Annotated in this window: 15 protein-coding genes, 8 tRNA genes and 1 pseudogene; 16 read left to right on the top strand and 8 right to left on the bottom strand. The window is 41.6% G+C overall.

Features of this window, described 5'->3' with window-relative positions; translation table 11 throughout:
* Positions 1 to 11: 11 nt before the first annotated feature.
* The 11 genes from pal to BG00_RS12885 all read left to right on the top strand — a co-directional run bounded on the left by pal (position 12) and on the right by BG00_RS12885 (position 4,139).
* The gene (gene pal, locus BG00_RS12935; protein WP_036983049.1) at positions 12 to 551 is read left to right on the top strand and encodes a peptidoglycan-associated lipoprotein Pal; all 540 of its coding nucleotides are present in this window, start codon (positions 12 to 14) and stop codon (positions 549 to 551) included.
* 13 nt (positions 552 to 564) lie between these two features.
* Positions 565 to 1,317, top strand: a complete 753-nt coding sequence (gene ybgF / locus BG00_RS12930; protein ID WP_036983047.1) for a tol-pal system protein YbgF — start codon at positions 565 to 567, stop codon at positions 1,315 to 1,317.
* A gap of 171 nt (positions 1,318 to 1,488) precedes the next feature.
* Positions 1,489 to 1,564, top strand: a tRNA-Lys gene (locus tag BG00_RS12925).
* 71 nt (positions 1,565 to 1,635) lie between these two features.
* A tRNA-Lys gene (locus tag BG00_RS12920) sits at positions 1,636 to 1,711 on the top strand.
* 65 nt (positions 1,712 to 1,776) lie between these two features.
* Positions 1,777 to 1,852: transfer RNA gene (locus BG00_RS12915), tRNA-Lys, on the top strand.
* Positions 1,853 to 1,924: 72 nt separating this feature from the next.
* Positions 1,925 to 2,000 (top strand) — tRNA-Lys (locus BG00_RS12910).
* A gap of 72 nt (positions 2,001 to 2,072) precedes the next feature.
* A tRNA-Lys gene (locus BG00_RS12905) sits at positions 2,073 to 2,148 on the top strand.
* 73 nt (positions 2,149 to 2,221) lie between these two features.
* Positions 2,222 to 2,297, top strand: a tRNA-Lys gene (locus BG00_RS12900).
* A gap of 319 nt (positions 2,298 to 2,616) precedes the next feature.
* Positions 2,617 to 2,692: transfer RNA gene (locus tag BG00_RS12895), tRNA-Lys, on the top strand.
* Between the two features lie 150 nt (positions 2,693 to 2,842).
* A complete protein-coding gene (nadA, locus tag BG00_RS12890) occupies positions 2,843 to 3,883 on the top strand; it encodes a quinolinate synthase NadA (RefSeq protein WP_036983045.1) in 1,041 nt (346 codons plus the stop codon).
* A 166-nt stretch (positions 3,884 to 4,049) separates the two neighbouring features.
* Positions 4,050 to 4,139: transfer RNA gene (locus BG00_RS12885), tRNA-Ser, on the top strand.
* A gap of 313 nt (positions 4,140 to 4,452) precedes the next feature.
* Here the strand turns inward: BG00_RS12885 and BG00_RS12880 are convergent.
* The 5 genes from BG00_RS12880 to BG00_RS12860 form a co-directional block, all read right to left on the bottom strand.
* Entirely contained in the window at positions 4,453 to 6,624 is a 2,172-nt protein-coding gene (locus BG00_RS12880; protein ID WP_036983043.1) for a M3 family metallopeptidase, read from the bottom strand.
* Between the two features lie 293 nt (positions 6,625 to 6,917).
* A complete protein-coding gene (locus BG00_RS12875; protein ID WP_036983042.1) occupies positions 6,918 to 7,184 on the bottom strand; it encodes a c-type cytochrome in 267 nt (88 codons plus the stop codon).
* Positions 7,185 to 7,294: 110 nt separating this feature from the next.
* Positions 7,295 to 8,407: a methyl-accepting chemotaxis protein gene (locus tag BG00_RS12870; protein ID WP_036983041.1), complete on the bottom strand. Its 1,113-nt coding sequence runs from the start codon at positions 8,405 to 8,407 to the stop codon at positions 7,295 to 7,297.
* Positions 8,408 to 8,872: 465 nt separating this feature from the next.
* On the bottom strand, positions 8,873 to 9,262 hold the full coding sequence (locus BG00_RS12865) for a DUF2750 domain-containing protein (protein WP_036983040.1): 390 nt from the start codon (positions 9,260 to 9,262) through the stop codon (positions 8,873 to 8,875).
* 64 nt (positions 9,263 to 9,326) lie between these two features.
* Positions 9,327 to 9,905 carry a TetR/AcrR family transcriptional regulator gene (locus BG00_RS12860; RefSeq protein ID WP_036983039.1) on the bottom strand — a complete coding sequence of 193 codons (579 nt, stop codon included), beginning with the start codon at positions 9,903 to 9,905 and terminating at the stop codon, positions 9,327 to 9,329.
* A gap of 156 nt (positions 9,906 to 10,061) precedes the next feature.
* On the opposite strand from BG00_RS12860, the gene BG00_RS12855 reads away from it, so the two are divergent.
* From BG00_RS12855 to recD, 4 genes are all read left to right on the top strand, one after another.
* Positions 10,062 to 11,105 carry an alkene reductase gene (locus tag BG00_RS12855; protein WP_036983038.1) on the top strand — a complete coding sequence of 348 codons (1,044 nt, stop codon included), beginning with the start codon at positions 10,062 to 10,064 and terminating at the stop codon, positions 11,103 to 11,105.
* Between the two features lie 636 nt (positions 11,106 to 11,741).
* Positions 11,742 to 15,041 carry an exodeoxyribonuclease V subunit gamma gene (recC, locus tag BG00_RS12850; protein WP_036983037.1) on the top strand — a complete coding sequence of 1,100 codons (3,300 nt, stop codon included), beginning with the start codon at positions 11,742 to 11,744 and terminating at the stop codon, positions 15,039 to 15,041.
* Positions 15,028 to 18,594, top strand: coding sequence for an exodeoxyribonuclease V subunit beta (gene recB, locus BG00_RS12845; RefSeq protein ID WP_036983035.1), 3,567 nt, complete (start codon positions 15,028 to 15,030; stop codon positions 18,592 to 18,594). The genes recC and recB overlap by 14 nt, the downstream gene beginning before the upstream one ends.
* Entirely contained in the window at positions 18,591 to 20,609 is a 2,019-nt protein-coding gene (recD, locus tag BG00_RS12840; RefSeq protein ID WP_036983033.1) for an exodeoxyribonuclease V subunit alpha, read from the top strand. The genes recB and recD overlap by 4 nt, the downstream gene beginning before the upstream one ends.
* A gap of 13 nt (positions 20,610 to 20,622) precedes the next feature.
* Here recD and BG00_RS12835 read toward each other — a convergent pair whose 3' ends face one another.
* Both BG00_RS12835 and BG00_RS17485 read right to left on the bottom strand, forming a co-directional pair.
* On the bottom strand, positions 20,623 to 21,255 hold the full coding sequence (locus BG00_RS12835; protein WP_036983031.1) for a trimeric intracellular cation channel family protein: 633 nt from the start codon (positions 21,253 to 21,255) through the stop codon (positions 20,623 to 20,625).
* Positions 21,256 to 21,383: 128 nt separating this feature from the next.
* Positions 21,384 to 21,707: pseudogene (locus BG00_RS17485) on the bottom strand (M20/M25/M40 family metallo-hydrolase); the annotation flags it as partial.
* 65 nt (positions 21,708 to 21,772) lie between these two features.
* On the opposite strand from BG00_RS17485, the gene BG00_RS12825 reads away from it, so the two are divergent.
* Positions 21,773 to 22,438 carry a hypothetical protein gene (locus BG00_RS12825; protein ID WP_253861392.1) on the top strand — a complete coding sequence of 222 codons (666 nt, stop codon included), beginning with the start codon at positions 21,773 to 21,775 and terminating at the stop codon, positions 22,436 to 22,438.
* Here the strand turns inward: BG00_RS12825 and BG00_RS12820 are convergent.
* Positions 22,394 to 23,008, bottom strand: a complete 615-nt coding sequence (locus BG00_RS12820; protein WP_253861391.1) for an RNA-guided endonuclease InsQ/TnpB family protein — start codon at positions 23,006 to 23,008, stop codon at positions 22,394 to 22,396. The genes BG00_RS12825 and BG00_RS12820 overlap by 45 nt on opposite strands.
* Between the last annotated feature and the right edge of the window lie 105 nt (positions 23,009 to 23,113).

Below are 23,113 nucleotides of genomic sequence, written 5' to 3'. Positions count from 1 at the left end.
GAATCTACTCAATGCAACTTAACAAAATACTTAAAGGCCTGCTAATTGCTGTGCCAGTAATGACACTAGCAGCTTGTAGCTCATCTTCAGATATCGACGAAAATGCAGCTAACCAGTCAAACCAAGCAACTGTTGAGCAAACAACAACGGATACAGTTGAAGTAGCCACAATGACGCCAGAGCAACAAGCAGAAGAGCAACTTCGTCAAAAGTACGAAGCGCTTCGTCAAGAGCAAATTATCTACTTTGACTTTGATAAAGCCACAGTTGAAAGCAAATATGCAGACTTACTTCGTGCACACGCTGAGTTTTTAGTTAAAAATCCTTCTGTTAAAGTATTAATTGAAGGCCACGCAGATGAGCGCGGTACGCCAGAGTACAACATTGCACTTGGTGAGCACCGTGGACAAGCAGTTGAAAAATACCTACAAAGCTTAGGTGTTTCTGCAAGCCAAATGTCAGTAGTTAGCTACGGCGAAGAAAAGCCAATGGTTAAATCTCGCACTGAGTCTGCTTTCGCTAAAAACCGCCGTGCGGTACTAGTTTACTAAGATAAGAGATATTATGAAGCCGAAAATTATTTTGGCAGCCATGATATTGAGCGGGAGCACCCAAGTTTTGGCTGCTCCCGCTCCTGTTTCAGAAGCTGCAAGTTCACAGTCAAGCATTGAAAAGCGTTTAGCAACACTTGAAAGTATGATGCAACAGCGTAATTTTTTACAAGTAGAGTTACAGCAACAGCTCAATTTACTGCAAGATGAAGTTAGTCAAATACGCGGAGTAACAGAAGAGCAAAGCTATAAGCTTGAAAAAGTACTCCAGCGTCAACGCGAGCTTTATCAAGAAATTGAGAACCGTGTTAGCCAAGCGTATGCAAAGCCGACCGCTCCAGCGCCTACAACAGACTACACACAGCCTAGTAACGAGCAGAGCTACAGCAGCGATTTATCTGAAAACGAAGCGTACGAACGTGCTGTTGCGCTTATAATGAAAGATAAACGCTACGACCAAGCTATTCCAGAATTTCAAGCGTTCTTAACAACGTATCCAAATTCAGTGTACACCTCAAACGCACATTATTGGCTGGGACAACTATTAACGATTAAAAATGACGGTGTAAAAGCAGCCGAGCACTTTAAAGTAGTTGTTAACGAATTTCCAAATTCAAATAAACGCCCAGATGCGATGTTAAAGCTTGGTACACTTTTACAAGAGCAAGGTTTGAAGGCAGAAGCACAAAAAATACTGAATGAGCTTATCAATCAGTACCCAAGTACAACTGCTGCTAAATTAGCCACAGAACGCTTATCAAAATAAATGTTGATGCTTGATTAGACTGCTTTTTGTCATAAGCGGTCTAAAATTGCTCAACTAGACATAAAAACTTAAAAAAAGAGACAATTTCGGTTGCACTCATTTTATAAATAAGTATTATAAGCGCCCGCAGCAAACGAATGGTAACCCCACTCGAAATGCGGCAAAAAGAGCGGGTCATTAGCTCAGTTGGTAGAGCAGTGGACTTTTAATCCATTGGTCGATGGTTCAAGTCCATCATGACCCACCATTCTTTTTTATATTTAGAATGGTCTAATCGGCGGATTTACGCGTACTTACTTTTTATAAGTAAACCAGAGCGGGTCATTAGCTCAGTTGGTAGAGCAGTGGACTTTTAATCCATTGGTCGATGGTTCAAGTCCATCATGACCCACCATTCTCTATTGAATGGTTATAATCGGCGGATTTACGCGCACTTACTTTTTATAAGTAAACCAGAGCGGGTCATTAGCTCAGTTGGTAGAGCAGTGGACTTTTAATCCATTGGTCGATGGTTCAAGTCCATCATGACCCACCATTCTTTATCAAGATAAAGTTTGGTTTAATCGGCGGATTTACGCAGCTCACTTAAATAGTAAGCACACAGAGCGGGTCATTAGCTCAGTTGGTAGAGCAGTGGACTTTTAATCCATTGGTCGATGGTTCAAGTCCATCATGACCCACCATTCTTTATCAAGATAAAGTTTGGTTTAATCGGCGGATTTACGCAGCTCACTTAAATAGTAAGCACATAGAGCGGGTCATTAGCTCAGTTGGTAGAGCAGTGGACTTTTAATCCATTGGTCGATGGTTCAAGTCCATCATGACCCACCATTCTTTATTTAGGTAAAGATTGGTTTAATCGGCGGATTTACGCAGCGTGTTAATTCTACACAGAATTTAGAGCGGGTCATTAGCTCAGTTGGTAGAGCAGTGGACTTTTAATCCATTGGTCGATGGTTCAAGTCCATCATGACCCACCATTCTTTATTTAAGTAAAGATTGGTTTAATCGGCGGATTTACGCAGCATGTTAATTCTACACAGAATTTAGAGCGGGTCATTAGCTCAGTTGGGTGAATAAAAACCGAAACGAAGTTTCGCAGTCTTATGAACGCGAGTCAGGACGACGAGCCGGTCCCAAGCTTCAGGATGAATTAATGGCAGTTAGACACAGAGCGGGTCATTAGCTCAGTTGGGTGAATAAAAACCGAAACGAAGTTTCGCAGTCTTATGAACGCGAGTCAGGACGACGAGCCGGTCCCAAGCTTCAGGATGAATTAATGGCAGTTAGACACAGAGCGGGTCATTAGCTCAGTTGGTAGAGCAGTGGACTTTTAATCCATTGGTCGATGGTTCAAGTCCATCATGACCCACCACTTCTAAAAAATCTCAACATTCCTCTTATTATATTTAAATTAGTTTGTTATTTTTATTTATAAACAGCATGCCCAGATAGCTGTTATTTACCTGCGTATTCTCGTATAATTTGCCGTAATTAATGCACTGTAGATGAAGTGGTCGAGAACATGAGTCTAGCTCAAACTATTATGCCTGAAGGTTATATCTTTCCTCCTAAGCCAGCGCCGTTAACTAAAGACGAGCAAGGCGAATATAAAGCACGTATTAAGCAACTACTGCAAGATAAAAATGCAGTGCTTGTAGCCCATTACTACACAGATCCTGAAATTCAGGCACTTGCCGAAGAAACAGGGGGCTGTGTAGCCGATTCACTAGAAATGGCACGTTTTGGTGCTCGCCACGATGCCGACATGATCATCGTCGCAGGCGTACGTTTTATGGGTGAAACCGCTAAAATTTTAACGCCTAATAAAACTGTGGTCATGCCAACGCTAGAAGCAACCTGTTCGTTAGATATTGGTTGCCCTGTGGATGAGTTTTCAGCATTTTGTGATCAACACCCAGATCGCAAAGTGGTGGTATACGCTAACACCTCTACCGCGGTTAAAGCGCGTGCTGATTGGATAGTTACCTCATCGTGTGCACTTGAAATAGTAGAGCACTTAGATGAGCAAGGCGAAAAAATTATTTGGGGCCCAGATAAGCATTTAGGTAGCTACATTCAAAAAAATACCGGCGCCGATATGATCATGTGGAACGGCGCATGTATCGTACACGATGAATTTAAAACCAAAGCGCTTAAAGATATGAAAGCCCTACACCCAGACGCAGGTGTATTGGTTCACCCAGAGTCACCTGCCGAAATAGTAGCACTGGCAGATGCGGTGGGTTCAACAAGCCAGCTAATTAAAGCTGCGCAAACTATGCCTAATAAAAAGTTTATTGTAGCCACCGATCGCGGTATTTTTTATAAAATGCAGCAACTATGCCCAGAGAAAGAGTTTTTTGAAGCGCCAACGGCTGGTAGCGGCGCTACGTGTAAAACTTGCGCTCACTGCCCTTGGATGGCAATGAACGGCTTACAAGCGATTGAGGAAGCACTGATTGATGCCAGCGGTAAAGAAGTATTTGTAGATATGGACTTACGCGAAGGCGCGCTCAAGTCACTTAATCGCATGTTAGACTTTACAGCCAACATGGCAAAGTAAACATCACTTCGTATAAAAACGGCTAATCCTACTGGGTTAGCCGTTTTTTTATGCCTAAAGTAAATTGCTGATTGATTATTAGGCACTTAGCAGCACAAATTTAAAAATGCCTTGCACCTATGTAACCTATTTCATACTATAACGCGCTGTTGCAATGCAACACCGTGGAGGAATGGCTGAGTGGCTGAAGGCGCACGCCTGGAAAGTGTGTTTAGGTTAATCCCTAACGAGGGTTCGAATCCCTCTTCCTCCACCATTATTCAATATTAGGACGCTTTTTAGCGTCCTTTTTTTGTGCCTGTAATAAAGTTTAGCCTGTTAGCCTGTTAGCCTGTTAGCCTGTTAGCCTGTTAGCCTATCGCTTGCGCGACTCGATTATTTTTATGCCGATGTTTTAACGTATGCATGCTCGGCTAAGGTTAAACAGGTTGGGTAAGTGGGGGCGTTCGTTTTGCTGCTGGGCAATTATTAATACCCATAAAAATGGCTGAGGGGCGTTTGAAGTTTAATGTAATAGCATAAAGCAGAGCTTAATGGCTATGTAGCCATCAAGCTCTACTAACAGCTTGTTATTCAACCGTGGCTGTTAAACCACGACGTTTAAGTAAGGCTGATGTGTCTGGCTCTTGGCCACGAAATGCTTTAAACGATTCCATCAGGTCACGCGAGTTACCGACTTCTAAAATTTCTTTACGGTATTTGTCACCTAGTTCACGTTTTAAGCCACCTTGCTCTTGTACATAAGCAAAAGCGTCAGCTGCTAAAATTTCACTCCACATGTAGGCATAGTAGCCTGCAGAGTAACCGCCACCCATTGAATGAGAAAAGAATGCAGACTTATAACGCGGCGGCACAAATGGCACGTTAACGCCGTGTTTTGTTAAAACATCTTGCTCAAATTTTTCAATATCTTGCAGTGGGGCATCTGCCGGTAATGAATGCCATTCCATATCTAATAAAGCGGCAGATACATATTCTAATGTATCAAAACCTTGGTTAAAGCTTCTTGATTTAATTACTTTTTCAAGTAATTCATCCGGAATCGGCTCGCTTGTTTGATAATGTTTAGCATAGTTAGCAATTACTTCAGAGTGCATTGCCCAATCTTCTTCAAACGTAGACGGGAATTCAACAAAGTCTCTTGATACTGACGTACCAGATAAGGTTGGGTATTTTACTTTTGAAAGCATACCGTGCAAGCCATGACCAAGCTCATGGAACATAGTGGTTGTTTCATCGTAGCTAATAAGTGTTGGCTCACCTTTGGCGCCTTTTTGAATGTTCATAACATTCACGACAACAGGTTTTTGCCCATGCAAACCAGACTGTTTAACAAACGAGCTCATCCATGCGCCGCCACGTTTACCTTCACGCGCAAAATAATCAGCAAAAAAGATAGCTAGGCTTTCACCATTTGCGTCAAATACTTCATATGCTTTTACATCTGGGTGATACACAGGTAGATCGTTACGTGGCTTAAATGTAATGCCATACAAACGATTCATGGTAAAGAATACACCGTCTTCTAATACACGGTTAAACTCAAAATATTCTTTTACTGCTTTTTCATCAAGGTTGTACTTATCTTGACGTACTTGCTCGGCGTAATATAACCAATCCCATGGTTTAAGTTCGAACTGCTCTGCAGATGCATTTATTTTTTCTTGAATATCGGCAGCTTCTAACGCTACATTTTGAGTTAGCCTTGGCACCATGCTAGCAAACATATCAAATACAGCTTGTGGTTTTTTAGCCATTTGCGACTCTAAACTAAATTCAGCCCAGCTGTTGTAGCCAAGTAGCTTTGCTTTTTGTGCTCTTAATTTAACTAGTTGCGCAACAATGTCGCGATTACTAAATTCACCATCTAGCGCGCGTTCTGAAGATGCACGCCACACTTTCTCGCGTAAATCACGGTTTTGTAATGAAGCTAAAACAGGCTGGCGAGTGGTATTGGTGATTTTAATTAAATACTGCCCTTCGTGGCCGGCTTCTGTGGCTGCATTAGCAAATTGTTCAATTTGACCTGCCGATAAGCCAGCTAACTCTTTTTGGTCTTTTACGATGACAACATTACTTTTACTTAGCGCAAGTAAGTTTTGTGAAAACTGTGTCGTTAAAGTTGATAGCGATGAGTTAATATCACGTATTTGCTGCTTTTGTTCATCATTAAGCTGAGCGCCTGAGCGTACAAAACGTTTATAGTAAACGTCTAATAGTCGTGTTTCTTGCGCTGTTAATGCTAAAGAGTCTGTTTTTTCAAAAAGTGTGGCTACTTTTTTAAATAACGCATCATTTAAAAAGATGTTGTCTCTGTGCGCTGCAAGCTTTGGTGCAAGTTCTTTTTGAAGCTCACGACGCGCTGGGTTTGAGCTAGAGCCTGCAAGGTTGTAAAAAATGCTGCTTGCACGCGTTAATAACTCGCCACTTTGCTCAAGTGCCACGATGGTGTTTTCAAAAGTCGTAGGGGCTGTATTATTAATAATGTCTTGTACTTGCGCCATTTGCTGCGCCATACCTTGATTAAAGGCAGGTAAAAAATGCTCATCTTTGATGACTGCAAAGTCAGGGGTTTCGTACTGTAGTGTGCTTTTTTCTAATAATGGGTTGGTAGCTTGTTGTGCTTGCGCTGAAATACTTTGCGCAGTAGTTTGCTGTTTGTTGTCAGCGTTTACATTTGGCTCAGAGCAGCCCGAAAGTAATAACGCAGAGCTGATTGCCGTGGCGAGTAAAGTTTTCATATTTACATTCTCTTATTATTGTAACCTGTCGTTACCTTGTCATTAATCATGTAAGAGTACGTTGACTTAAATGTAACTACACTTAGGTTGCGATAAAGTCTTAATTAACTGCGACGAGCTGTTAATTTATATGCCCCATAGTACATTTTTTGACGAGCGAGTAAAATATAAAGCAGTAAATAGGAGGGGCGTTGAGTGACTTAAATACGCCAGCGATGCTTAATTTATTTACTTATCTAGTTATTTATCGACGCACGTCTTTTGGTGCGCCACCTTTTGGCCAGTCATCCGCTTTACAGTGGCTGACCTTTCATTGAGCGTTGAAAACAGCCATTAATTCTGTCTTCAATGGTGTTTATTTTTGCATTACGTGAACGATACTTTGGATATACCACATTCATGCCCACATAAGGCGCGGCTTTGGCTACACGCCCTTCATTAAGATGGTAAGTGCTACAATTGAGCTTATTATTTACGTTATTGGGAAGTTGTTTATAGGTATCAATAATTAATAAGCGCCCATAACGAATTAAATCCGACTTTTGATTATTGAACAGCATTGCTTAGGTGGAGGTGTCATTAGTTTGTGATTAATTTATATAAGTTTGGTATGCATAGCCAAATGATTATGAATCATAACGCTATGCAAAGTGAGGTTTTTTTGACTATTTTATTTACAGTTATAATCCATAATTTTGTGTGATAAAGCGCTAAGTATGTCCGCTACTTTAAAACTTGCTTGCTCCATAAGAGATACTTTTTCTACAGCAGTATTGATATCGCCTAATTGGAATGCTTCTAAAGCAGCAAAGCCATTCTTATGGACATCTTCATGTGGTTGCTCTAATGCTTTAAAGTCGTTAATGCTTGAATATTTTAATGCACCTTCACCTTGGTAATACCATTTACCTAAACGACACATGGTATGATCAGAAAAGTCTTCTGCAGTCTTATTTGATTGGCCTAAAATGACTTTATAAATATCGTATTTCCATACAATGTGATCCATTTTTACTGTTTGAATAAATGCATCGGCACTTGAATTAACAATAACGCTATACATATTTTGTGATAGTTCAACCACCTTTTTAGCGGTAGCATCAATTTCTGATGAGCTATTTGCAATGCCATTACTTTCTTCGCTAACGCTAGTAATGTTAGTTACAACGCTTTGCATTTGCTCATTGACCTTAGCTATTAAATTAGAGATCTCGTTAGATGCATCAGAAGAGCGCTGAGCGAGCGTTCTTACTTCATCTGCCACAACAGCAAAGCCTCGTCCTTGTTCTCCGGCTCTAGCGGCCTCGATGGCCGCATTAAGTGCAAGTAAATTTGTTTGATCAGAAATCCCTTTAATTATGTTTACAAAATCATTAATTCCGGTTGTTACTGACTGCAATTCTTTAACGGATTTAGTGGCTGATTTTGTATCTCTTGAGATATTATGTGTTGACGATGAAGTCGTTGCTAACATATCTAAAATTGTATCAAGTAATTCTTGGGATGACTTAAATGACGTAATATCATTAATTAGTTTATGTGAAGTTGAGGCTAAGCTTTCTCTGATGTCACTCATTAAATAAGATGACTGTAATGATAAGGTGTTTAATTCACGCTGTTTTACAAAGGCTGTATTGTTTGCTATTTCATTGTCGTTTAGTTGTGATTGCTCGCTGTTTGCTGCTAACAATTGCGCCTCAAGTTTTTCATTGGTTTTTTTTAATTGCATTAACTCGTTATTTAACTCATTAATTTTGTTTTTATATTTTGAATTGAACAGCATGTAGACCCCAATTTAAACACAGAAAATAAACGTATATTTTTTATTAAATTTACCTGAACATTGATTACTTTATTCGATTTTTTACAGGGGTGGAATTGACGTCCACCCAAGTCGATTTTTATAAAAGTAAGTTACAACACTATAATAAATGCTTTATAACCTTTTGGTAAATAAACTTTTCTTTTAATGCTTAAGGGCCTGTTTATCTTTCGAGGTTGAATTTTCAGCAGTCTGTTTGGTAATTAGGCAAGGCAGAGCCTATGTAGTGTGGTTGTTCCCCATAAATAGGCGATAACGTAGCGTAAATGCCAAACAGGCGCTGCCCGAAGGGTTTCTGCCTAGGGGTCATTTACTCTTTGTTGCTCGGTTTTTACTTAGCCCACTAGGTTACAAACCTCGCGCCGCGATTAAATGGCCCCTAGATTGAACAAATTTTAATCCTGAAAGGTCAACAGGCCCTAAAATTTAATACTTCCTAATTGATTTACTCAACTGGGCTTGAAACTCATCAGGGAATAAAATTGTGCCGTCGTCTTCTTCGGTAGGGAACACGGCCACCAGTAAGTCGTCTTCTTCAAGACCAGGTGTCCAGCGGCTAAACCAATCTGCAGTTGGAATTGCTTTAGGTGTACATCCTTGCCATTCGCCGGTTGCCCAGGCTTGTGCGAATTCTCGTGTTGGCCATACCGGCACGCAATCGTCGTCCTCGTTAGTGAGCATTACGCAGCCGTCGTCATCGTTTAAAATCCACACTTGCTTAAATTGCTGCACGGTTTCGTACATGTATGCGAGTCGTTTTTTTGCGCCAAGGCCTAAAATTACGTCGTCTTGCTTTGATAAATTGTCAGTGGTCATTTTTGGCTCTCTCTCACTGTGGAGTATACAAAGAGCAGCGAGCTGCTGCGCTTTAAAATTTAGTTTAGCTGATGGCTGCTAGTAGCTCATTGGCTAGTTGGTTTAGTGCGTCGGGGTCTTGGTTTGTTAATGCGTAGGTGCGTAATCCATATATACCCATAACACAAAATCGTGCCAGCTCTATGGCACTTCGGCCATTGGTAATTTCTTTATTATCAATTGCTTTTTGTAACTGCTGCGCAAAGGCATGCTCATATGCAGTTAAATTAGTACGCAATACGTGGCAAATTTGTGGTTCGTTACCCTCTACCTCGCTAATGCTTTTTGTGAGTAGGCACACTTTGGTTGCTTCACCGTCAACGCATTCTTGCACAATGATATTAAGGTATTGTTTCAGCGTATCTAAAATACAACTGCTGTGCTCAAACAGCGCCGTAAACTGTGTATTGCGATCGGTTTGGTATTGCTCAGTAGCGGCTAAAAAAATGCCTTTTTTACTTCCAAATGCCGCGTATAACGAGCCCGGATGTAAATGGGTGGCTTGAGTCAGTTTTTGCATACTGGTTTTTGCATAGCCATGAAGCATAAACATGGCCATAGCTTGGCGCAGTACAAACTCTGTATCAAATTCTGCAGTTCTCATAATGACTCTTTTAGTGGAGAGAGTAGTAATGAATAAATTTATTTTTCTTAGGCTTAGGTGGAGTTTACGCAATCTTAAACAAAGTTTCAAAATTATACTTGAATATTCATTCAAGTGACCTTATCTTGAATGTACATTCAATAAAGGATAAACATTATGTCGATTGACTTACTTTCACCTTTTAAATTAAATAACAGCATAGAACTGCAAAACCGCGTACTTATGGCACCAATGACCCGTTGTATGGCAGATGACAATTTAGTGCCAACACAAGCCATGGTTGATTACTACGCTCGCCGTGCTGATGTAGGCTTAATTATTAGTGAAGGCATTATTATCCGTGCTGATGCTCAAGGTTATCCAAATACACCTGGGCTTTTCACTAGCGAACAAATTCAAGGTTGGAAAAAAGTCACTGATGCAGTACATGCCAATGGCGGAAAAATGTTTGCACAACTATGGCATGTTGGCCGTGTTGCTCACCCTCACTTTTTTGGTGGTGATGTTTTGGCGCCATCTGCAATAGGGGTTGAAGGTTCAGTACCGCGTATGCGCGAGCTAACTTATATTACGCCAAAAGCTGCCACTAAAGATGATATTAAAGGCTTAGTGGCCGATTACGCTAAAGCCGCAGAAAATGCGATGGAAGCGGGTTTTGACGGCGTGGAAATTCATGGTGCTAATGGCTATTTAATTGACCAATTTTTACATTATGCGGCAAATAAACGTGATGACGAGTACGGCCAAACACCAGAAAACATGTCGCGCTTTGCACTGGAAGTAACCGATGCAGTTATTAATGTAGTAGGCAATGAACGCACCGCAATACGTTTAACGCCAGGTGCTTATTTTAATATGAGCGAAGACAATCGCGATAAAGCAGTATTTGACTACTTATTACCAGAGCTTGAAAACCGCAAGTTAGCTTATTTACATGGCGGTATTTTTGACGACAGCATGCGTTTTGATTCACTAGAAGGTAAATCAACCTCTGAATTTTTACGAGCTGGTTATGCAAGTACCTTTGTGGGGGTAGGTAGTTATAGTTTTGAAACTGCCAAAGAAGCGATTAACGACAATAAATTTGATTTAATTGCTATTGGTCGCCCGCTAATTGCTAACCCAGATTACATTAGCAAAATTAAAAACGGCGAAGAAGTCACAGCTTACAGTGATGAAATGCTAGCTGAATTGAAATAGCAGCTAATTTAGTAAAAACCATAGGACACTCATGGACAACTTTGAGTGTCTTTTTTTATACATTTATTTGCCATAATTTACTCATAATTGTTTAATCTTGCTGTCAATAAAATTGCCCCTCGTTGTCATATTTAAAAAATAGACTGTGCCCGCTTTCATCATTACCTTTTATAATTAGAAACCTGCTATTTCATTAAAGCTTAAAGGCATTGATGGGCAAGTTATTATGCAAAGTGACTTTAGTCTTTCAAGTATTAGTCCTTATAAATAGCATCACCATTTAAATAACCTGAACTCTGGTTAAGAGATTTACTAACATATTGAATCAAAATGATATTTATGTTTATTTTCTCTAGCTAGAGATTTTTAGTGAAAACAAGGCGAAATTACGCGTCAATAGCTAGCCTATTGCAAGTAAATTCAACGCAGTTAGCGCTGAAAATAGCTGCTTGAGATGGATTTATTATCCACAGTTCAGGTTAAATAATAAACGCACTGCGGTTAAAGCTGTGCGTTTAAAAGTTCATCTATCGGCGGGCTAACTTGCTGATTTATTAACGCCAATGTCTTCTTAGCGCTACCGCTTAAATTGAAAATATCATACACTGGCTTTATCTCAATTAAGGCTGGTATCGTATGCTCAATATTTTTCAATCAAACCGTATGGAAGCCCTGCAAGCGCAGTTTCATCAGCTATTAAAAATAAACCCATTGCAAAGCCCATTTGATAAAGAAGTGGTGTTAGTGCAATCGCCGGGTATGTCGCAGTGGCTAAAAATTGGTTTAAGTGAAAATTTAGGCGTGGCTGCGCAGGTAGACTTTCCGCTGCCGTCGAGCTTTATTTGGCAGTTGTACCAGCAACTATTGCCAAACGTGCCTAAAGAGTCGGCGTTTAATAAACCGAACCTTGCTTGGAAACTGTTTGCAATTTTACCTACTTGTATTGACGAGCCACTGTATTTACCCCTAAAAACCTATTTAGAGGGGGATATTGACGGCCAAAAAACCTTTGCCCTATGTGAAAAAATAGCCGATGTGTACGACCAATATTTAATGTATCGCCCCCATTGGATAGCCAAATGGGATAGCGGTGTTGATACGCTTGACGATGTTGATGTAAGCATTGCTCCTTGGCAACCCGATTTGTGGCGCCGCCTTGTCAAATTAAGCAAACAGCTAGGGCAAAGTCAATTTCACCGCGCCAACATGCAAGGACAATTACTCAGCGCCCTTGAGAGTATGGATAGCAGCTTATTGCCAAAGCGTATTAGCCTATTTGGTATATCTGCTATTGCCAGCTCACAGCTTGATGTGTTTGAAGCCTTGAGTAAAAAAACTGAGGTGTTTTTATTCTTTTTTAACCCCAGCGAGCATTATTGGGGCGATATAATCGATGAAAAAACAGCGGCTAAAATAAACGCTAAATACGCCAAAATGCCGCTGGTGGAAGCGCAGCAAAAAAAGCAAACGAATCCTGATGAAGAATACTATTTTATTGGTAATCCGTTGTTGTCGTCGTGGGGTAAACTCGGCCGCGATTATTTTGAGCAACTGGTGCAGCTTGATGCCCGTTGGATTGATGGTTTTATTGATGCGTTTGACGATACCTTACTTGGGCAAGTGCAAAGCGAAATATACCAACTTGCCTTTAAAGGTGAATCGCTTACCGATAACAAAGAATGGTTTATAAACGATGAGGGTAAACTGCCCATAAGTGCACACGATACCAGCATTACGTTAAGTGACTGCCACACACCATTAAGGGAAGTCGAGCGCCTGCACGACTACTTACTCAATTTGTTTAATCAAAACCCAACGCTTACCCCCAAAGATATCATTGTGATGATGCCTGATGTAGGTACTTATAGCCCTTACATTGAGGCCGTTTTTGGTGGTGCGCAGGGCAGCCGATTTATACCATACGCCCTTGCCGATTTAGCCATAGAGCAAGAAAAACCAGTACTGAGCTCGTTTGCCAGTTTAGCTAATTTACCGTTTTCGCGCTTTGGCGTGTCGGATATTCTTGATTTATTACAGGTTACGCAAATTGCCGAAAAATTTGGCCTAGAAGCCCATGAATACGAGCAAATACATTATTGGCTTGAGCGAGTAGGGGTAAAGTGGGGTATAAACGCTGAGCATAAACAAAGCTTTGATTTACCCGCCATTGATTTAAATACCTGGCAACATGGCTTGAACCGTTTATTACTGGGGATTGCCATGCGCGACGAACAGTGCCCATTTAATGGTATTTACAGCGCCGATGAAGTAGAAGGTATGGCGCTTGATACTCTCAATAAGCTGGTGCATTTTATTGATGTGCTTCAAGACTTTAAAGCGAAACTCACCCCTGATGATACGCTTTCTAATAAAGCCCATATACTAAGTGAGCTACTCAATGCTGTGTATGAGAGCGAAAGCGATGATAGCTGGGATTTATTACTGCTGCAAAAGGTGCTCGAAGACATTGCGAAGCACCACGACAACGGCGACTACAGTAAAGCCGTTTCGCAGCGCATAGTGAGCTATCTAATAAAACAAGGTATACAAGAAAAAGGTGTAGGTCAGCGCTTTTTAGTAGGACAAGTGAACTTTTGTACTCTCATGCCCATGCGCGCCGTCCCTTTTAAAGTGGTGTGTATGCTAGGCTTAAACGATGCCGATTACCCGCGCACGGTGCAGCCAATCGGATTTGATTTAGTGCCGTATTCTAAAAAGCAAAAAGGTGACCGTTCACGTAAACTCGATGACCGTTACCTCTTTTTAGAAGCGCTCTTAAGTGCTCGAGATAATTTATATATGAGCTACATTGGTCGCTCATGTTTTGACAACCAGCCGCGCATGCCATCAACGCTTGTCAGTGAGCTTTTAGAATACATAGGCCGCAGTTTTAAACTTAGCGAACCCAGTGATAAATCCTTGCCAGATTGCCTTATTAGCCAACAACATTTACAACCTTTTAATAGTCAGTATTATTTGCCAGCTAGCACTGAACAGGCGGGAGTAAATAATCACAGCTATAACCCAATTTGGCTGCCTAGCGAGGCTATTGAGCCTAAAGCAATCACTGCGCTTGATGTAACGCCCCCAGAGCTACTTGATCTTGATGTGTTTATTCGTAGTGTATGCCATGCCCAAGAGAGCTTTTATCAACAAAGTTTAGGGTTACGCTTGCCGCAATTTAACGATATAGCGAAAGACGAAGAACCGTTTAGCTTAGATGCGCTGCGCCGTTATTTTTACCTTGACGAAATACTTGAAGCAAACATTAACAATACGCCGCTCAGTACCAAGCAAATCCTGCAGCGCGGTGAGTTGCCCCAAGCCAATGTAGGCAGCTTAATTTATGAGGGTATGCAGCACCGAGTTGATGCGCTTGCAGGGCAAGTAAAAGAGCAAATAAAAGCCGGTAAAAGCGAACCGATAGAAGTGTTACTTGCGCTTGAAAATACCACCATTGAAGGCTGGCTTAACCATGTGTATATGCAAAAACAAGTGTTTTACCGCAGTGCCAGTATTAAAGCCAAAGATTTAATAAAAGGCTTTCTTTATCACCTGGCAGCTCAAAGCATGCAACAAGAGGTTGAAACCTTATTACTGGGTTTAGATAAACAAATTAGCTTTGCCCCTATGAGCAAAGCCAATGCTGACTTGCTGCTTGCAGATTGGTTTGAACTATACAAAGCACTGCGAAATGCGCCGGTGGCGTTTTTTCCGGTGAGCGGTTATGAATACGTGAAAAGCGGTGGCGACATGGCAAAAGCTAACAGTAAATTTAGCCCACAGTATATTGGCCCAGGTGAAGGGGAGAATCCCTATATTCGTTTAACGGTGCAATCGCTCAATGATTGCCAAGAGGAGTTTATTAAGTGGAGCGAAAAATTACTCGCCCCGTTATTTGAGCATGCCAAGGAGAGTGACTATGCAAGCGCTTAACCCACTCACTATGCCTTTATCAGGCCAAAGTTTGATAGAAGCCAGTGCGGGTACAGGTAAAACCTACACGATCACGGGTTTGTATTTACGCTATTTATTAGGCATGCAAATACCCGGTGAGCTGAGTACGCCATTGAGTGTTGAGCAAATTTTGGTGGTTACCTTTACCGATGCTGCAACACAAGAAATTAAAGACCGGGTACGCAGCCGTATTATTGCCGCGCGCGATGCCTTATTGGGGCAACAGCCAAACGATGAATTAATAGAAGGTGTAATAGCCGCAGTAGATGATAAACATCGTGCGTTTGACTTACTCGATGCAGCAGCTAAATCAATGGATGAGGCGGCTATTTTTACCATTCATGGTTTTTGTCAGCGGATGCTAAAACAACATGCGTTTGAGTCGGGGGTCGCGTTTAACTTAGAGTTTATTTTAGATGAGCGCGAGATACTGCTTGAGACCATAAAAGATTTTTGGCGCGCGTTTGTCTACCCGCTTAATAAGCAAAGAACAGATGCGATTTTAGAGGTGTTTGCCGCACCTGAATCATTATTTAGCCAAGTAAGCAGTATTTTAAATAAAGCTAACGCCGAAATAACGCCGCAAATAAATTTAGAGGATGTGTGGCAAGCGCGAGATGAATATTTAGAGCTTATACCCGCTTTTAAAAAAACGTGCCTAGAGCAAGAGTTTATTGGTGCTCTTAAAGCATCCGATTTAAGTGGCTCAAAAACACCCGGGCGAAAAGGCAGTTTAGCGGCGCTTGAAGCATTTTGCTTAGGCAATGATGACTTTTTTGAATTTGGTACTAACAAATATTCGTTTGAGGTTTGGAGCAGCGAGAATTTAAGTAATACCGCTAATTATAAAAAAAATGGCACATTACTGACGCATCCACTTATTAGCCAATTCGATGCCTTAGCCGCACTTAACAATACCATTAAACAAGGGCTAAAAATTGCGATAGTGCAATATGCGGCGAGTTGGGTAAAAGCGGCCATAGTTAAACGCAAACAAGAACAAAGCGTGATCACGCCTGATGACCTACTCACTAATTTACATACAGCCCTTAATAGTGAGCAGGGTGACGTATTGTCGCAAAAAATTGCGCAGTTATTTCCGGTGGCAATGATTGATGAGTTTCAAGACACCGACCCTATTCAGTACGGTATTTTTAGTAAAATTTATGCTCAAAGCAATACCACTTTAGCCATGATAGGCGATCCCAAACAAGCTATTTATGGCTTTAGGGGCGCAGATATATTTACCTACATTGGTGCCAAAGAGGCCGTAGAGCAGTCGCAACAATTTACATTGGGCACTAATTTTCGCTCCAGCAGTGATATCGTCAACAGTGTAAATAGCTTGTTTGGTAAATACGACAACAGCTTTATTTATAACGATGCCATTCCTTTTAATAAAGTGAAAGCCAAGGGTAAAAAAGCCGAAGATACATTTTTAATTGATGGCAAACCGGCCACCGCCTTTGAATTTAATGTGTTTGTGGATGAAGCCGGCGATGAAAAAGCCAAGCCGACCAGTAAAGGCGTAGGGCAAGCACATTTAGCCACCCATTTTGCTAATAAAATAGTTACTTTACTTGAGCAGGCAAACCAAGGAATAGCCTGTATTGGCAGTACGCCGGTAAGCGCTGCTGATATTTGTATTTTGGTGCGCGACCGCGTTGAAGCGCAAATAATGAAGCAGGCCTTGAGCAAAGCCAATATTGCCAGCGTGTATTTGTCTCGTGATAGTGTATTTAGCCAAGAGCTAAGCCACCATTTACTCAACTTTTTAACCGCATTGCACGGCCAGTACGACGAGTCACTTCTACGTGGTGTACTCGCAGGGCCATTATTCTGTTTAAGTTATAACGATATTTTTGCTTTGGCCGATGATGAAAATGCATGGCAAGAACATTTAAACTTTTTTGCTCAACTTAGCCATATTTGGCATAAGCAAGGGGCTATGGCGATGCTTGAGCGCTTACTAAGTCATAATCAACTCAGTGCCAAATGGCAAGGCTTGGGCTATAACGTAGAACGTTGGCTTACCGATTTTAGACACCTTGGCGAAATACTGCAGCAAAAACAAATAGAGCTTGAAGGGACACTTCGTTTGTTGCGTTGGTTTGCGCAAAAGGTGAGCCAGCAAGATGGCGAAACAGTGCAAGTACGTTTAGAGAGCGACGCAAACTTGGTTAAAATTGTCACTATGCATGCCTCAAAGGGGCTTGAATATCCATTGGTATTTATGCCCTTTGCCAGTGGCTATCGTGAAACTAAAGACGCGCTTTATCACCATAACGGCAAGTTAATTTTTGATTTAAGTAAAGGCGAAGACGCCTTGCAACAAGCAGAGCAAGAGCGCCTAGCCGAAGATTTACGCCTATTGTATGTCGCATTGACCCGTGCAGTGCATTTTTGTGCCTTGGGTGTATATAACATCGGGCAAGGGCAAAGTAGCCGCTTAGCGATTCAAAGTAGTGCGCTTGGGCATGTGTTGTTCTCAGGGTTAGCGTTAACCAGCAGCCAAACATGGCGCACTCATTTAAGTGAGTTTTGTGATGCCAATGATTCGATGGAATATTTGCAATTTACCTCGGGTGAATTACTCGAGCAGGGCATACTTCGCTTTAATAATGAACACGTTAAAAAGCAGGCGCTGAGTATTAATACTGTAACCACGCAGATTGAACGCGATTGGCGGGCAACCAGTTTTAGTGCTTTAAGCTTTAAAAAGCATACTGACCAACTGGCACCTGGGCGCAGCGATGAAGATCATCAAAGAGATGAGTTTGCGGTGCAACAAGATGAACTTCTCTCACCGTATAATTTTCCAAAAGGTGCAAAACCAGGAAGTTGCTTACACGAAATATTCGAGCAACTTGATTTTACCAGCCCGCTTGTTCACCCCTCAAATCCAGAGCAAAACTTATCGGCAGTAATTAAACGTGCTTTTGAAAAATACCACATTAGTGAACAATGGCAGCCAATAACCGAACAATGGATACTCGATGCGCTTAATTGCCCATTAAATAGTGAAAATAATTTAAGCTTGAGTCAATTATCACCGAGAGATTGTCTTGTTGAAATGGAGTTTAACTTACCGCTTGCTAGCCTAAGTGCGCCTAAACTCAACGAAATGCTGATTAAACACTTTGCTTTTAGCCAAAGCAAACTTGAATTTGCCCATGTAAAAGGCTTACTAAAAGGCTTTATAGATTTAATTTTTTGTTACCAAGGCAAGTATTATATTTTAGATTATAAATCGAATTATTTGGGCAGTACCCCCGCAGATTATGAGCCAGAGCAGCTTGAGCAAGCCATGACCAGCCACCAATACCATTTACAGTATTTAATTTATACCGTAGCGCTGCATCGATTGCTTAAACAGCGTATTCCTGATTATGCCATAGAGACGCATTTAGGCGGCGTGTATTATACCTTTTTACGCGGTATGCCAGCGGGTGAAGGGGTGTACTTTAAACAGTTAAGTGCAGAGCAAGTTATTATTTTAGATGGTTTGTTTAGCCAAGGAGCGATGCTATGAGTGATTTAAACCAACAACCCGGTTTGTTTGATGACTTTGACAACGCGCCTGTTGATGAGTCGGCGTTACTCAATGAACAACTAGCGGACCCTGTAACTCAAACACCTAAAGTTGTGCCGCTGCTTAGCTATTTAACTGAGCAGCACCGCGTACGTGTTGTGGATGTAAAGCTGGCTGAATTAGTCAGTGGTAACAATACTGAACATGATTATGACGAGCTATTTTATATTATTTTAATGCTGTGTTTATCGCAGCAAAGCCAGCATAGTTGTTTAACTCTAACAGAGGTTGATTGGGCTAATCCGTTTAATTTACGCCAAAGCGACTTTACTAAGTTAGAAGGTACCGTACCTGACACTCTCACCCCATTTAGTGACGATTTTACGACTGAGGCGGCAATAAATTACTTACACGCGCATAACAGTGTGGGGGATCACAAGCCGCTGCAATTGTTTAATCAGCGGTTGTATTTTTCCCGTTTAGCAGGGTATGAGCAAACCTTAGCGCAACGATTACTGGCAATGAGTGAGCGACAACTCAATATTGATGATGAAGTCCTTACTGAGTTATTAACTCGCTACTTTCCTGATGATCCAACGCTTGATATTGATTGGCAAAAGGTCGCTTGTGCCATTGCTGCAACAAAGGGCTTTAGTGTGATCACCGGTGGGCCTGGCACAGGTAAAACCACCACGGTGACAAAGCTGTTAGCCATTTTACAGTCGTTATATCAGGCTGCACCATTGAGCATAAAATTAGTGGCACCGACCGGTAAAGCAGCGGCACGACTAACAGAGTCAATTTTAGGGGCTAAAAATAAGCTCACAGAAATACCGGCTGATATTAATGCGTTGATCCCGCAAAGTGCGCAAACTATTCATCGTTTGTTAGGAGTTAAGCCATTTACCAATAAATTCAGGCACGATAAAAGCAATCCGTTGCATGTTGATGTATTGATTATTGATGAGGCCAGTATGGTCGATTTATCGCTCATGGCCAAATTAATTGAGGCTCTACCAGCGCATGCCCGATTGATTTTACTTGGCGATAAAGACCAACTCGCCTCGGTTGATACCGGCAGTGTAATGAGTGATTTATGCCAAGGTTTAGTGCTTGGACAAACACCGCAGTATTCAAAAGCACGCTGTGAGCAATTAAATAAGGTGTGTTTTAATGGCACTGCTAAACTTGGCGTGCAAACTCAGAGTGAGTTTAAACTGGCTGACTGCATTGCCTTTTTACAACATAGTTATCGCTTTGATGCCCAAAGTGGTATAGGCCAGTTGGCTTTGGCTGTTAATACCAATGATCGAGGAATATTAAATTATGTTGAACAACACAGTACGCAAGGGCATTTTAGCGATGTTATTTTAGACTACGATTTTGTCTCTACCCCGATTGAAAAGCTTATAAACAGCGCGGCAAGTCACTACGGTGATTATTTAACACTGATTGCCCAAGGAGCGAGTGTTGCCAAAGTGCATGAGGCTTTTGCCCGCTATCAATTACTTGCAGCAGTGCGTGAGGGCGATTACGGCGTTAATAGTTTAAATCAGCGTATTGAGCGTGTATTGCAACAGCAAGGGTTAATTAGCGTTAACCCTAATCAGCGACATTACACGGGTATGCCTATTATGATTAGCCAAAACGATTATCAACTTAAACTTTTTAACGGCGATATAGGTATTTTGATGCCTGATGACAGTGGCCAACTCAAAGCACTGTTTATTGATGAGCAGGGTAATGAACGTGCATTTTCACCTGCACGACTCCCAGCGCACGATAAAGTGTATGTTATGACCATTCATAAATCGCAAGGCTCAGAGTTTAGTTACACTGCTATGGTATTGCCACCACTTAAACAAGCAAACGTCGGTATTAACCGGCAATTAGTGTATACCGGTATTACCCGTGCAAAGCAGACCTTTGAGCTGGTAGCAGATAAAAAAGTGCTGCAACTGGCGATGGGTAAAAGTGTGTCACGGGCATCAGGACTCTATGAGCGATTAGTGTAACGCAATACTTATACTAATCGTTTATTTTTGGTGTTCTTTTTCTAAATAGATTGGGCTGCCAGTCAAAATGGAGCGCGCCCAATCTTAAAAAAACACTGACCAACAGCGAACCAAGAATGCACCATAAATAAGGGGCTTCTAATAAAAATAGCGCTGCATAGGTCAAGCCTCCTGCAAAACAGGCGGTGGAGTAGAGCTCTTCTCGCATCACCAACGGCACTTCTCGACAGATCACGTCGCGTATTAAGCCACCAAATATCCCCGTAGTCATGCCCATTGTAAGTGCAACCATCATGGTGGTGCCTTCAATTAATGCTTTTTCGATACCGACCACATTAAAAATAGCCATACCAATTGCATCAACCAACAACATGTAATAGTTAGACACATCGGGTAAGTGGCTAATAAACATAACAGTGACAAAAATAGCCACATAGGTGACATATAAAAAATCGGGGTTGGCTATCCAAAAAACGGGTTGGTTAAGAAGTATGTCTCTGAGCGTGCCACCGCCAAGCGCAGTGACTGAGCCAACAACCACCACTCCAAATCCGCCAATATCTTTATCATGGCCTAATAACGCACCTGAAATTGCAAAGAATGCCACGCCAATAAGGCTTAAAAAATTAAAATATTCTGCTGTCACTAAGGCGTCCTTTCCAATTTGAGAATTTATAATTAAAGGTAAGCGATTGGGGATTTATATTAGCTGAATAACACTCTCTAATAAAACAAGCACAGGGTTATTAGCCCTGTGTTTGTTATGTTGAGTTGTTATTGTAAGTAGTCAACAACCAGTTGTGATAGTGATTCTACGCCAAGTTGTAAGGCATTTTCGTCAACATAAAACTGAGGTGAATGATTACTTGCTGCTGTTTTAGCGTTTTGATCTTTTGGAGTGACGCCTAAAAAGTAAAACAGCCCGGGGGTTTCAAGCGCATAGTAGCTAAAGTCTTCTGCGCCGGTAATTAAATCGGTGGTAATAATATTGTCAGCACCAGCAATACGGACAAGCGTTGGGGTCATTTTTGGGGTGAGTGCTACATTGTTTACTGTGACAGGGTAGCCGTGATCTATATGCACATCGGCTTTTGCACCCCCCTCTCAATGATAAAAAGCCGATATCGGCACCTCCTGCTCAGCAGCGCACGCTAAGCCAACCTGTGACAAAGGCAACAACAAAAACCAGCTCAGTAATTCAGTCAGCATTTGATGAAGACTTAGCCAAAGCCGCCTCTGTGGTTGCTGATCAGTATCAGAAAAGTTTGGCGTTTCCGCCTTATTCACAACCATTAACGGTATATGATGAGGACAGACTTAAGCCAAATCAGTTCTTTCCTGTTAGCAGCCCAGTGGGTGAGCAAGGCGGGGAGTTAACAGTGAGCTTGTCTAAATATCGGTATGTGTATCCACAAGCTATAGAGCTAACCGTAAGTGCCCCAAATTTAGGTAAGGTGGTATTAACACTCAGTGATACAGACACCAAAAAGTCGCTAAAAACGCAAAGCGGTGTGGCTCGTCAAAACGAGCTGGCAATGATATTTAAAGGTGAAGAAGACTATCCACGTAATTTACAATTATTAGTTGAAGCCGATATCGCGGGTAAAATAGTCCCGGTGGTGGCACAAATACATTATATGCCGCCTAGTGCAACCTTAACTGGTTTTGAAAACGCCCATCCACGTAATGAAAACATGATAGTACCGGCCAATTTAACAGTTGTGAACTACCCATCGACGCCACTCCGTGTCGATCAATGGGCTTCTACAGCCTTGACTTGGAGACTAGGCTGCTTCTTTTTTCTCAGTTCCAACAGCAAACTTCGATAGCTCGAAGACTTTCGTTTTAATGGCTGATTTCTGCTGAGATGTGGGGGTAACCCTTGCGACGATCCCAGCCGCAATCAAATCTAATTCACCTGTTTTTGCTATGCTTTTAGCCGCTGACAAGTCTCGGCTTTGGTAAGTTTCACAAGCCATACATGTGAAATATCTGTCGTTCAATGTTAAAACATGATGTTGGCCGCATTCAGAACAAACCCCTGTGGATTTTTCAAACCTGTCAATCTCGTGATAGAGTTTACCTTCAAGCTCAGTTTTGTATTTTGAAAGCTGAGTAATTAAGCCCATCATATTGTCGGCAACCATGCTGCCATTGAACTTTTGCATCCCTTTTACGTTTAAATCTTCGAACACTAAAATGTCATTTTCATTGGTTATCTGACGTGAAATTTTGTGTGCAAAGTCGAGCCTTTGCCGTGAGATTTTGCCGTGTAATTTGTTGATGCGTTGTTTGGTTTTTTGCCAGCGATTTGAACCTTTAGTTCGGCGTGCAAGCTGGCGTTGCAATTGATTTAACTTTGTTTTTGACTGCTTTAAAAACTTGGGGTTATCGACCACAAAACCATCTGAGCCAACAACAGTTTGCTTTGAGTTAATGTCAAAACCTGTGATTGTTTTTAAACTTGTTTAGCTGGTTTGCCCTCAAATTTCTTAGGGATTCTG

The sequence above is a fragment of the Pseudoalteromonas sp. SCSIO_11900 genome, from assembly GCF_000576475.1.
Taxonomy (GTDB): domain Bacteria; phylum Pseudomonadota; class Gammaproteobacteria; order Enterobacterales; family Alteromonadaceae; genus Pseudoalteromonas; species Pseudoalteromonas tetraodonis.
The sequence above is the reverse complement of the archived record's forward strand: the minus strand, read 5'-3'. Positions and strand labels throughout refer to the sequence as shown.